Annotated in this window: 10 protein-coding genes; 7 read left to right on the plus strand and 3 right to left on the minus strand. The window is 64.6% G+C overall.

The features are described from left to right. Positions 1–26: 26 nt before the first annotated feature. Positions 27–1,040 carry a Hint domain-containing protein gene (locus tag ACTXGA_RS12835; protein ID WP_443394229.1) on the plus strand — a complete coding sequence of 338 codons (1,014 nt, stop codon included), beginning with the start codon at positions 27–29 and terminating at the stop codon, positions 1,038–1,040. A gap of 52 nt (positions 1,041–1,092) precedes the next feature. Here the strand turns inward: ACTXGA_RS12835 and ACTXGA_RS12840 are convergent, their stop codons facing one another. Together ACTXGA_RS12840 and ACTXGA_RS12845 are read right to left on the minus strand one after the other, a co-directional pair. Continuing rightward, positions 1,093–2,739 carry an ABC transporter substrate-binding protein gene (locus ACTXGA_RS12840; RefSeq protein WP_443394610.1) on the minus strand — a complete coding sequence of 549 codons (1,647 nt, stop codon included), beginning with the start codon at positions 2,737–2,739 and terminating at the stop codon, positions 1,093–1,095. 177 nt (positions 2,740–2,916) lie between these two features. Beyond that, the gene (locus tag ACTXGA_RS12845) at positions 2,917–4,320 is read right to left on the minus strand and encodes a helix-turn-helix domain-containing protein (RefSeq protein WP_443394230.1); all 1,404 of its coding nucleotides are present in this window, start codon (positions 4,318–4,320) and stop codon (positions 2,917–2,919) included. Positions 4,321–4,462: 142 nt separating this feature from the next. Here ACTXGA_RS12845 and ACTXGA_RS12850 point away from each other — a divergent pair, with 142 nt between their 5' ends. The 6 genes from ACTXGA_RS12850 (at position 4,463) to ACTXGA_RS12875 (ending at position 10,890) form a co-directional block, all read left to right on the plus strand. After that, entirely contained in the window at positions 4,463–5,608 is a 1,146-nt protein-coding gene (locus tag ACTXGA_RS12850) for a pyridoxal-phosphate-dependent aminotransferase family protein (RefSeq protein WP_443394232.1), read from the plus strand. 81 nt (positions 5,609–5,689) lie between these two features. Next, positions 5,690–6,649 carry an HpcH/HpaI aldolase/citrate lyase family protein gene (locus tag ACTXGA_RS12855; protein ID WP_443394233.1) on the plus strand — a complete coding sequence of 320 codons (960 nt, stop codon included), beginning with the start codon at positions 5,690–5,692 and terminating at the stop codon, positions 6,647–6,649. A 52-nt stretch (positions 6,650–6,701) separates the two neighbouring features. Further along, on the plus strand, positions 6,702–7,877 hold the full coding sequence (locus ACTXGA_RS12860; RefSeq protein WP_443394235.1) for a malate--CoA ligase subunit beta: 1,176 nt from the start codon (positions 6,702–6,704) through the stop codon (positions 7,875–7,877). Positions 7,878–7,889: 12 nt separating this feature from the next. Next, positions 7,890–8,786 carry a succinate--CoA ligase subunit alpha gene (gene sucD / locus ACTXGA_RS12865; protein ID WP_443394237.1) on the plus strand — a complete coding sequence of 299 codons (897 nt, stop codon included), beginning with the start codon at positions 7,890–7,892 and terminating at the stop codon, positions 8,784–8,786. Next, positions 8,783–9,655, plus strand: a complete 873-nt coding sequence (locus ACTXGA_RS12870; RefSeq protein WP_443394239.1) for an HTD2 family dehydratase — start codon at positions 8,783–8,785, stop codon at positions 9,653–9,655. The genes sucD and ACTXGA_RS12870 overlap by 4 nt, the downstream gene beginning before the upstream one ends. After that, entirely contained in the window at positions 9,652–10,890 is a 1,239-nt protein-coding gene (locus tag ACTXGA_RS12875; RefSeq protein WP_443394240.1) for a CoA transferase, read from the plus strand. The genes ACTXGA_RS12870 and ACTXGA_RS12875 overlap by 4 nt, the downstream gene beginning before the upstream one ends. A 110-nt stretch (positions 10,891–11,000) precedes the next feature. Here ACTXGA_RS12875 and ACTXGA_RS12880 read toward each other — a convergent pair whose 3' ends face one another. Continuing rightward, the gene (locus ACTXGA_RS12880) at positions 11,001–11,900 is read right to left on the minus strand and encodes a hydrogen peroxide-inducible genes activator (RefSeq protein WP_443394241.1); all 900 of its coding nucleotides are present in this window, start codon (positions 11,898–11,900) and stop codon (positions 11,001–11,003) included. Between the last annotated feature and the right edge of the window lie 82 nt (positions 11,901–11,982).

The raw sequence follows: 11,982 nt of genomic DNA on the forward strand, positions 1-11,982 counted from the left end.
AATCGTAGTAAAGCGGCGCACCAGTCATGCCCAATTACAGTATCTGGGTTCAGGACGAGAACGACCTCACCATCAGCGGTGGGGGGCAGCTGGATGGTGTGACGCAGGGCGATGGCTCTCATCTTGTCGGATTGACGATCACGCTGGGCACCCAGCGCACCGCCATCAACATTCGCGACAACGACGACGATTTCCGCGACAACGACGGACAGCAACAACTGGACGGCGCGCAAGAGGTGAACGGCGTCACCTATGCCGATGGCACGGTGGTCGAGGCGGAGTATTCCTTTACGGTCACGGATGGCACCAACACCTACACGTTGATCGGTTTCAACGTGCGCGACTCCAGCCCGCCCTTCGCAACGATCGAGGGGGTTGCCTTTGTCGGTGATCCGGGAAGCTGGCCACCTTCGGGCGTGCCGCTGACCATCACCGGTGCCGCCGAAGGGCCGAATTATCAGGCAAGCGAATACGTCGCGCCGATCTGTTTCGCGGCCGGGACACTGATTGAGACGCCGCAGGGCCAGCGGCCGATCGAACGCCTCCGCCCCGGTGACAGGGTCACCACGCTGAACGGGCGCAAGGCTGTGGTGCGCTGGGCCGGGCGGCGTCGGTATTGTCCGGCAAGCGGGCAGGGGCCGATCCGGTTCAGGGCCGGGGCCATCGGCAACACCCGCGATCTGGTCGTGTCTCCGCAGCACCGCATCTTTGTCTCCGACTGGCGCGTGATGATGCTGTTCGGTCTGAACGGTGCGCTGGTGGCGGCGCAGGATCTGGTGGACGGGGTGAATGTCCTGCAGGAGGATGTGGATTTCGTGACCTATGTCCACCTGCTCTTCGACCGGCACGAGATCCTGATTTCCGAAGGGGCGGCCACCGAGAGCCTGTATCCCGGTCCCTGCGCGCTGGGCGGGCTGGAAGATGCGGCGCGGCGGGAATTGCTGGACCTCTTCCCGGAACTGTCGAACCCCAGAAACGTCCTGCCGCCAGTGGCGCCCTCGCTGAAGCGGCACGAGGCGCGGTTGCTGATGACAGCGTGACCCGAAGGCCAGCGAAAACGCCCCGGAGCGATGCCCCGGGGCGCGGGGCGGGTCAGCCCGCCCAGCCCAGCTGGGCCGGGTAGATTTCAAACGTCGGGTGCTGTTCGGCTCCCATGACGCCCGGCTTGGTGTGACGGTAGGTCGAGCGCCAGTAGGGTTGGATCACCACGCCTTCGTCCTGCATGATCTGCTGCAGCTTGGCCATCAGCGTCCGCCGGGTATCGGCATCGGCAATGGCCATCGCCTCTTTCAGCGTCGCGTCGAATTCGGCATTGGCAAAGCCGGTCTCATTCCAGGCCTCTCCCGAACGGTAGGCCAGCGCCAGCACCTGCACACCCAGCGGGCGCTGCGCCCAGTCGGTGGCGGACAAGGGGTATTTGTCCCAGTCGTTCCAGAAGGTGTTGCCGGGGATCACGGTGCGGCGCACCTTGATGCCCGCATCGCGCAGCTGCGCGGCAACCACGTCACAGGTGTCGCGGCGCCAGTTGTCGTCGATTGATATCAGCTCATGCTCGAAATCGGCGAAGCCGGCCTCTGCCATCAGGGACACGGCGCCTTCGGGGTCATGGACCGGCGCGGGCAGCTGCGCGTATTCCGGGTGGATCGGGCAGACGTGGTGGTTTTCCGCGACGGTGCCCTGATCGCCATAGCCCAGTTCCAGAACCACGGTGTTGTCGACGGCCATGGCCAGCGCGCGGCGCACGCGGACGTCGGCATATGGGGTCTTGCCGTCGATCTCTGCCTTCTGGTTGGTCCGGATCACGACGGTGTTCGCGGTGACGGTTTCCGTCCGCTCCCAGCCGATGCTGTCCATCAAATCGACGAATTCGCCCAGCGATTCATAAACCATGTCGATCTCTTCGGAGTCGGCGGCGGTGAAATGGTTAACCGACTCTGTCCCGAAATCGATGTATTCGATGCGGTCGAGGTAGGGGCCGCCGAAGACGTCCGTCCCCCACCACGTGTGATCCGTGGCGCGGGTCATGACGGATTTGACGCCAACCTCCAGTTCCACCGGAACGAAGGGGCCGGTGCCTTTGGCTTTCATCGGGTCGCCGTCGAAATCCTGCGGTACGATGGCGGCGGGATAGTCCGAGAAGCCGGCGATCAGTGTGATGTCGGGCGCGGGCAGGGTCAGCGTCACGGTCAGGTCGTCGGCGACGGTGATCGCGCCGTCGATGGCTGTCTTGGTGTCGGGGTCGACAAGCGTCGCCACGCGTGACGCCATCGAGTTGCCCTCGACCGTCTGATCCGCCCAGCGGGTGATGTTGAAGGCGACGTCTGCGGCGGTAAAGGGCGTGCCGTCGTGCCATGTCACGCCGGGGCGGACGCGCAGGGTGTATTGGGTGGCGTCGGCGTTGACCTCCCAGCCTTCCAGCAGCATCGGCTGGAAAGAGCCGTCGCGCTGGTATTCGACAAGGTATTCCAGCCACCCGCGCGAGAAGTTGGACATTTCCGGCCAGTCGTATGTGCGCGGATCCTTGAGCGCACGGACGGCGGACTGAATGCGCAGCGTGCCGCCCTGAGCGGGCTGGGCGCTGGCCGCGTTTGGCAGGGCGGCGCCGATCAGCCCGTAGGCGGCGGCGGCGCTGACGCCCAGTGACGTGGCGCGGGTGAGGAATTCGCGCCGGGACAGCGCACCGCGCTGGTGTTCATCGGCAAGGGCGTGCACGGCGGGATGAAGGGTTGGGGTCACGATGTGAACTCCGGTCTCTTTGGGGGAGGGGATGCGCGGCAGAATTGCGCGCGGACGAGGGTCGAAAGGTCGTGTTGCGAGTGATCTGAATACAACTAGGGCGGTTCGTCAGGCGCTCAATGGGCGCGTGACGGTACTAAAGGCCGGGGGCGTTTGGGGGTCAAGCCGTAGTCGGGCCCGTCAGACGGCGTAACGGGTCGCGCCACGGCGGTTGGCGTCCACCGGTTCGGACAGTACCACGGCCTGATGCGCGCGCTGTTCGCAATTGGCGCGCGGGCAGACACGGCAATTGATGCCGATGGGGGTCGCATGGGCCTGCCGCAGGTTCAGATCCTCGCCGTAGGCAATGCTGGAGGCATGTTCCATCGCACAGCCCATCGCCACGGCCAGTCTCCCGTCCTGTCGGTGGCGGGCAAAGCTGGGCCGGTCGACGGTTCGGGCAAAGACGAAGAACTGCGAGCGGTCCGGCATCTCGACCACCTGCGGGACGATCAGGCCGGGGGTGCGGAAACAGGAGTGGACCTCCAGCCGGGGGCAGGCGCCGCCGTATTCAGCAAGGTGAAAGTCCGTCGCGTTGAACCGTTTGGTGACATTCCCCGCCTTGTCGATTCGCAGGAAGAACAGCGGCACGCCCTTCGCTCCGCTGCGTTGCAGCGTGGTGGCGCGGTGGCAAGCCTGTTCAAAGCTGACGCCAAAGCGGGTGGCCAGGTGGTCGAAGTCGTATTTGCTGGCCAGCGCCTCGGACAAGAACCGGTCGTAGGGCATCAGCACGGCGGCGGCGAAGTAGTTGGCCAGTTCGACGCGGCAACGTGCGCGCCCCTTGGCGTCCGACAGGCCGGAGCGGGACAGGATCTCCTCCAGCAGCGCCTCCTGTTCGATCAGCCCGGTGACATGCACCAGTTGAAAGACGCGGTTGGGGTGGTCCAGCGCCTCGGACAGGCGGACCTCGCGCCGGTCGGCGTCATACTCGCGCAGGGTATCGGGCATCTCGGCCACCTGCATCAGACGCACGTTCAGGTTCTGGCGGATCTTCAGCCGCTGCTTGAGCGCGGTATAGATGTCATCGGGCGCGACGCTTTCGCCGAACCAGAACCCCGAGGCCGCCTTTTCCAGCGCCTCGAAGTGGTTGCGATTGCTGCGGAAAAAGTTGTGTACCACCGCCTCGGAGCTATGCGGCATGACCCGGCTGGAGCCGTCGCCCGCGCTGGCGATGCTCATCAATTGGTCGTTGGTGGCAAGATAGGCGCGGTGTAGTTTCAGAAAGCAGGCGGCAAGGTCCGGGCTATGCGCAAGGGCCGCGCGCAGCTGCGGCAGGTCGGGGCGGCCGTCCTCGAACAGGGGATCCTGCAGGGCGGCCCGGATATCGGCCAACTGGGCGGTGTCGTCATCCTCGGCAATGTCGCGCCAGTCGACGCCGTAGGCCTCGAACAGTTTCAGAAGCACCGGGACAGAGACGCTGCGTTCGTTCTTTTCCAGCAGGTTCACGTAGGATGTGGAGATGCCCAGCCGCTTGGCCATCTGCACCTGGGTTTCTCCATGCTCGATGCGCAGCCGGCGCAGGCGGGGTCCGATAAAGGTCTTCATGGTATTTTACAGTATACTAAATTTCACACATTTACAATTTCGCGCCGGTGTAAATTTTTGCATTTACAGCAGGACCCGGCAACGTTTTGGTTTTTGAATATGTCGGCGCATGGTGGCTGCAAGACAGTCAGGGAGGGCCGTCATGCACAGCACCGAAACCCATCATTTCATTCCCGGCCATGGCGCCGTGCCAGAGGTGGTGCGCAAGGCCATGCGGTCCGGTCCGGTGTCCGCGGATCTGCCGCAAAGCGTGACCCGTGATATGCAGCGCCTGTTTGGAACGGCGGCAGAGGTGTTGCTGTTTCCGGGTTCGGCCACCTCTGCCTGGGAACTGGCGATGATGAACACGCTGATGCCGGGCGACAAGGTTCTGATGGCGCGGCACGGGCAATTTTCCTCGCTCTGGGTCGACATGGCGCGGATGCTGGGTCTGATCCCGGTGGTCGTCGATGCGCCTTGGGGGGCGCCCCTGCCGGTGGCGGAGTTCGACCGCATCCTTGGGCGTGACGTGCATGGCGAGATCAAGGCGGTCCTTGTCACCCATTGCGAGACTTCGACCGGCGCGCTGTCTGACGTGGCCGCCGTGCGGCGCGCGCTGGACTCCTGTTTCCACGAAGCGCTGCTGATGGTGGACGCGGTGTCCACCCTTGGTGCGATGCGGTTCGAGATGGACGCCTGGGGTGTCGATCTGGCCGTGACGGCGGCCCACAAGGCGCTGATGCTGCCCGAAGGTCTGTCGATGCTGGCGCTGGGGGAGCGGGCACTTGCGGCGGCGCGCTGCGATGCCCGGCGTCCTGCCTACCGCGATTTTTCCGAGGCACGTGCCGCCCGCGTGCCGCACCCCCTGCTGCGCGGGTTGCGCGCCGCGCTGGACCGTGTTGCGGCGGGGGGCGATGTGGCTGCGCGCCATGCGCGGCTGGCAGAGGCGTTGCGCCGGGGCGCAGAGGCCATGGGGCTGACGGTTGTCGCCGCCTGCGGTCACCGCGCCGATACGGTGACGGCGCTGCGCCTGCCTGCTGGCGTCGACGCGCGGCAGGTCCTGCACATCGCGCGCGAAGAGTGCAACGCGATCTTCGGCGCCGGGCTTGGCCCGCTGCAGGCGGATGTCATCCGGGTCGGCCACATGGGCGATGTCGATGAGGGCCGCATTCTGAGTGCCTTGTCCCTGATGGAGCTGGCGCTGATGCGCACGGGCGTGCCTGTGCCGCCCGGCGCCGGTGTCGCCGCCGCGCTGGACTGGCTCACCGGATTGCGGCCCCCACACCCCTACGCCATCGCCGCCGAATAGGCCCCACCCGAATTTCCGCTTTGTGCTGCGCCCCTGACGGGCGCGGACACTCCCGCTTTGACCACAGGAAAGGTTGATCTCATGTCTCATACGCTTCACCCGCTGCGCCGTCAGCGCCTGCACCGTTCGGAACTGGCGGTGCCCGCCTCCAACCCCGGCATGGTGGAAAAGGCTGCCGAAAGCGCTGCCGACTATGTCTTTCTCGATCTCGAAGACGCGGTTGCGCCGCCGGAAAAGGAACAGGCGCGCAAGAACGCGGTGCAGCTGCTCAATGGCATCGACTGGGCCGGCAAGGGCAAGACCGTGTCGGTGCGGATCAACGGGCTGGACACCCATTACATGTACCGCGACGTGATCGATCTGATGGAACAGGCGGGGGATCGCATCGATACGATCCTTGTGCCCAAGGTGGGCGTTCCGGCGGATCTCTACATGGTCGAGGCCATGCTGAGCCAGATCGAACAGGCCTGCGGACTGACCCACAAGGTGGGCATGGAGGCGCTGATCGAAACCGCGCTGGGCATGGCCAATGTCGAGGCCATCGCACAGTTCGGCGGACGGCTGGAGGCGCTGCATTTCGGCGTGGCGGATTACGCGGCCTCGATGCGGGCGCGTACGGTGAACATCGGCGGGCTGAACCCGGACTACCCGGGCGATCAGTGGCATGCCTCGATCACCCGGATGGTCATCGCCTGCCGCGCCTACGGGCTGCGGGCCGTGGACGGCCCCTTTGGCGATTTCAGCGATCCCGAAGGGTTTGTCGCCGCCGCCCGCCGCGCCGCCGCGCTGGGATGTGAGGGCAAATGGGCCATCCACCCCAGCCAGATCGACATGGCCAACGACGTGTTCAGCCCGCCAGCGCCAGAGGTGACCCGCGCACAACGCATCATTGAGGAACTGCGCGCGGCAGAGGCGGCGGGCAAGGGGGCGGCCAGCCTTGACGGCAAGATGATCGACGCGGCCAGCGAAAAGATGGCGCGCAACGTGATCGACATGGCCGAGGCGATCGCCGCCAAGACCACCGGCATCGCAGCGGAATGAGGACCTTAGGGTGCGCGGTTCCCGCGCGCCTTCCCCAACGGGAGGACACAGAATGGATATTCACGAACATCAGGCCAAGGACATCCTCAAGAGCTTTGGCGTTCCGGTGCCGCGCGGCGGGCTGGCCTATTCACCCGAACAGGCGGCTTATCGTGCCCGCGAACTGGGCGGTGACGCCTGGGTGGTCAAGGCGCAGGTGCACTCCGGCGGACGCGGAGAGGCGGGCGGTGTGAAGCTCTGCAAATCCGATGCCGAGGTCGAGCAATTCGCCCGCGGCCTGCTGGGCCGCCAGCTGGTGACCAAGCAGACAGATGCGAATGGCAAGGGCGTCTACCGGCTCTGGGTCGAGGAGGCGTCTGACATCGCGCAGGAGCTTTACCTTGGCTTCGTGCTGGACCGCAAATCAGAGCGGATCATGATCGTCGCCTCCGGGCACGGCGGCATGGAGATCGAGGATCTGGCCGAGGAAGACCCCGACAGCCTTGTGCGGATGGTGATCGACCCGGCGGTTGGTCTGGCGCTGTACCAGGCGCGGGAGCTTGGGTTCCGGCTGGGTCTTGAGCCGCGTCAGGTGGACCAGTTCTCGACCTTCCTGCGGGCCTGTTATCGTGCCTACCGCGATCTGGACGCCATGATGGTCGAGATCAATCCGCTGGTGATCACCGGGGCGGGCGATCTGGTGGCGCTGGATGCCAAGATGTCCTTTGACACCAACGCGCTCTACAAACATCCCAGCATCGCGGCGCTGCGCGACACCAGCCAGGAAGACCCGCGAGAGGCCGTGGCCGCCGACAACGGGCTGGCCTACGTGGGTCTTGATGGTGACATCGGCTGCATCATCAACGGTGCGGGGCTGGCCATGGCGTCGATGGACATGATCCAGCTGGCCGGGGGTGAGCCTGCCAACTTCCTTGATATCGGGGGCGGCGCCTCTCCCGCGCGTGTCTGTCAGGCGTTCCGCACGGTGCTGTCGGACCAGAACGTCAGTGTGATCCTCGTGAACATCTTTGCGGGCATCAACCGCTGCGACTGGATCGCCAAGGGGGTGGTGCAGGCCTATCGCGAGATCGGCATCCAGATCCCCGTGGTGGTGCGCCTCAGCGGCACCAACGTCGAGGAAGGGCGCAAGATCATCCGCGACAGCGGTCTGCCGATCATCAGCGCCGACACATTGGCAGAGGCCGCAGAGGCCGCTGTCAATGCCCGCCCGCAACTCGTTGCCGCATAAGGAGGTTTCCAGATGGCGATCCTGATTACAGATAAGACCAAGGTTGTCGTGCAGGGCCTGTCGGGCCGCATCGGGCAATTCCACGCACAGGAAATGATCGAATACGGCACCAAGGTCGTGGCCGGCGTCACCCCCGGCAAGGGCGGCACCACGGTGCTGAACCGCCCCGTTTTCAACACCGTGCGCGAGGCGGTGGAGGCGACCGGGGCCGAGGCGTCGCTGTTGTTCGTGCCGCCCCCCTTTGCCGCCGACGCGATGATGGAGGCGGCGGATGCGGGCATCCGAACGGCGGTCTGCGTGACCGACGGCATCCCGGCGCAGGACATGATGCGGGTGAAACGCTTTCTCCGCCGGTTCCCGCGTGAGCGGAAGATGCGCCTGATCGGGCCGAATTGCGCGGGCATCATCAGCCCCGGCAAAGGGTTCATGGGCATCATGCCGCCGCACATCTACATGCCCGGACGCGTGGGCATCGTCGGGCGGTCCGGCACGCTGGGCTATGAGGCGGCCAGCCAGATGCAGGCGCTGGGCATCGGGATTTCCTCCTCGATCGGGATCGGTGGCGATCCGATCAACGGCAGCAGCTTCAGGGATATCCTCGAACTCTTTGAAAAGGATCCGGAAACCGATGCCGTCATGATGATCGGAGAGATCGGTGGCCCGCAGGAAGCCGAGGCGGCGGAATACGTCCGCGATCACATGACCAAGCCGGTCGCCGCCTATATCGCGGGTCTTGCCGCGCCCAAGGGGCGGCAGATGGGCCACGCGGGTGCGATCATCTCTGCCTTTGGCGAAAGCGCGCAGGAAAAGGTCGAGATCCTGTCGGCGGTGGGCATCACCGTGGCGCCGAACCCGTCCTCCATGGGCGATACGATGGCGCGCGTGCTGGGCATGAAGGCGGCGGCATGACACAGGCGGCGCGGATCATGGAGCCGGACTACGCAGACTGGGTTGGCCGGTCCGAGACGCGTGAGGGCGGCGTGACGGTGAACCTTGCGGGGATGCTGAACGCGGCAGTCAGCCACGATCTGTCTACGCCGCTAAAGGTTCGCGCCAGGATGGAACTGCCCAGCCTCTGGCATTGGGTGGCGTTTCCGGAATTCGTGCCGATGAGCGACCTTGGGGAAGACGGGCATCCGGCGCTGGGCGGCTTCCTGCCGCCCTTGCCATTCCGCCGCCGCATGTGGGCGGGGGGCGAGGTCATCTTCAAGGGCGTTTTCCACGTCGGAGAGGCGCTGACCAAGGTGTCGACCATCCGCGCCGTGACCCGCAAGGACGGCAAGACCGGGCCCATGGCCTTTGTCACCGTGGATCACGTCACGACCGGCGAGATGGGCGGGGCCGTGGAAGAAGAGCAGAACATCGTCTACCTAGACATTCCCGATGCATTCCGCCCGCCGCAACGTATCCCGGTGCTGGACCGGCTGCTGTACGACGAACCTGTGCCTATGAACGAGGTGCGGCTTTTCCGTTATTCCACAGCAACTTACAACGCGCATCGCATCCACTATGACCTGCCCTATGCGCGCGAGGTCGAGAAGTATCCGGCGCTGGTCGTACATGGGCCGATGCAGGCGACCATGGCGATCGAAGCCGCCGAACGGCACAGCGGCAAGCGGCCCTCCCGCTTTGGCTATCGTGTGGTCCACCCGATGTTTCATGACAGCGACATACGGTTGGTCGGTGCGCTGGACCCGGCGGGCGGCGGCATGGAGATCGGCACGGCGTCGCCGCAGAATTATCTGGGATTGCAGGCTAAAATGGAGTGGGAGACATGAGCGGTATCCTTGATGGCATGCGTGTGGTCGAAAGCTCTGCTTTTGTGGCGGTCCCCCTGGCCGGGATGACGCTGGCGCAGATGGGCGCGGACGTGATCCGGTTCGACCTGCCGCAAGGTGGGATGGACCATCGCCGCTGGCCGGTAACGCGGTCCGGCAAAAGTCTATTCTGGGCTGGAATGAACAAGGGGAAACGCTCGGTCGCGCTGGACGTCAAGACACCGCTGGGCCGGGAAATCGCGCAGGAGATCATCTGCGCCCCGGGAGAGGATGCGGGCCTGTTCATCACCAACCTCGCGGCCAAGGGCTGGACCGATTACGAGACGCTGAAGGCGCGGCGCGACGACCTGTGCATGGTCTCTCTGCGCGGCGACCGGCACGGGCGACCGGCGGTGGATTACACGGTGAACCCCGCCTTGGGCTTTCCCATGGCAACCGGTCTGGCAGGCACGCAGGAGCCGGTGGCGCATGTGCTGCCCGCATGGGACTGTATCGCCGGAAACATGGTTGTTTCAGGTTTGCTTGCTGCGGAAAGATCAAGACTTCGTAAGGGCTTGGGGGGGCTTGTTGATCTAACACTCAAAGACGCGGCGGCCGCCATGCTGGGTAATCTCGGGATCATTGGCGAGGTCTCTGTGAACGGGACCGACCGCGCGAAATCGGGCAATGCGCTCTATGGGGCCTATGGGCAGGATTTCATCTGCGCTGACGGTCGGCGCGTGATGGTGATCGCCCTGACGCCGCGCCAGTGGAAGAACCTGATGACGGTCACGGGCACTGACGATGCCATGGCGGCCTTGGCGGCACGTCTGGGCGTCGATCTGGGTCAGGAGGGCGCGCGCTGGACCTACCGGGCCGAGATCACGGCCGTGCTGGCACCGTGGTTCGCGGCGCGGAAACTGGCGGATTTCGCCTCTGACTTCGATGCGGGCGGGGTCACATGGTCCGTTTTTCGCAGCTTTGGTCAGGCTCTGCGCGAAGATCCCGACCTGTCGCTGGACAATCCAATGTTCGCCGAGGTCGACCAACCGGGCATCGGGCGCTATCTGACGCCCGGCACACCGTTTTCTTTCGCAGGCTATGACCGGGAAGCGCCCAAGCCCGCGCCCGTTCTTGGCCAGCATACGGAGGAAGTGTTGGCGGATGTGGCGGGGCTGTCCTCCGGGCAGATCGGGCGGTTGATGGATGACGGAGTTGCGGCGCAACCGCATCTGTCGTTCCAGATCGCGTCTTGAAACGCCTCGCTCGGCCTGTATCCTAATTATCGTAATAGTGTAGTATGTGTGCCGATTGAATGCGAACTGTGAAGAAAAAAATCGTTATTGTATAAGAAATCAGTGCACCTTCATTCCAGTTTCTGGGCCGCCGCCTCCTGCACCGTTTCTGCAATACGCAGGAATTTCTCGGACAGCGGGCTGGAGGTGCGCCAGACCATGCCGATGGTGCGTGAGGGCTGCGGCGCAGTGAAATGCGACACGGCGACGGCGGCAGAGCGCGTCTCCACCGGAACCGCCATTTCCGGGATCAGGGTGACACCAAGGCCCGCCCCGACCATCTGAACCAGTGTCGTCAGGGAAGATCCGTCCAGCCCGTCACGCGGCACGGCGGCGTTCATGTTGCAGAAGGACAGGGCCTGATCGCGAAAGCAGTGTCCCTCTTCCAGCAGCAGCAGGCGCATCTTTTGCAGGGCCTCGCCGTCCGGCACCGGTTTGCCCGCGTCGCTTTCCGGTCGGACGAGGACAAAGGATTCATCGAACAGCGCCACCTCTTCCAGCCCCGGCTCCGAAACGGGCAGGGCGAGGATGGCCGCGTCGATCCGGCCTTCGTGCAGTTCCTGCAAAAGGCGCGGCGTCAGGGTTTCGCGGATGTGAATGTCCAGACCGACATGGGTTTCCGACAGCCGACAAAAGAGCCTTGGCAGGAGGTAGGGGGCGATGGTTGGAATGACACCCAGCCGCAGCCGTCCCACCAGCTCATTTTGTGCCGCGCGGGCGATGTCCTCCAATTCGTCAACGCCGCGCAGGATGGTCTGGACACGGTCACGACAGGCCTCGCCCAGGGCGGTCAAACGGACCTGCCGGGCGCTGCGCTCAAAGAGCGGCGCCCCCAGATCGGCCTCAAGGTCCCGGATCTGAACGGAAAGGGCGGGTTGCGAGATGGAACAGGCCGCCGCAGCGCGGCCAAAATGGCCGTGCCGGGCCAGCGCCTCGAAATAACGCAACTGTCGCAGCGTCAGATTTTTCATAGGAATAAGTTATAGAGGTTATGAGAAAATACAACTTAAAGATATGAAGTGGCTTTGTTAGAAGAGTTCTAGGTTTTGATTG

The organism is Antarctobacter jejuensis (assembly GCF_052266595.1).
GTDB lineage: Bacteria > Pseudomonadota > Alphaproteobacteria > Rhodobacterales > Rhodobacteraceae > Antarctobacter > Antarctobacter jejuensis.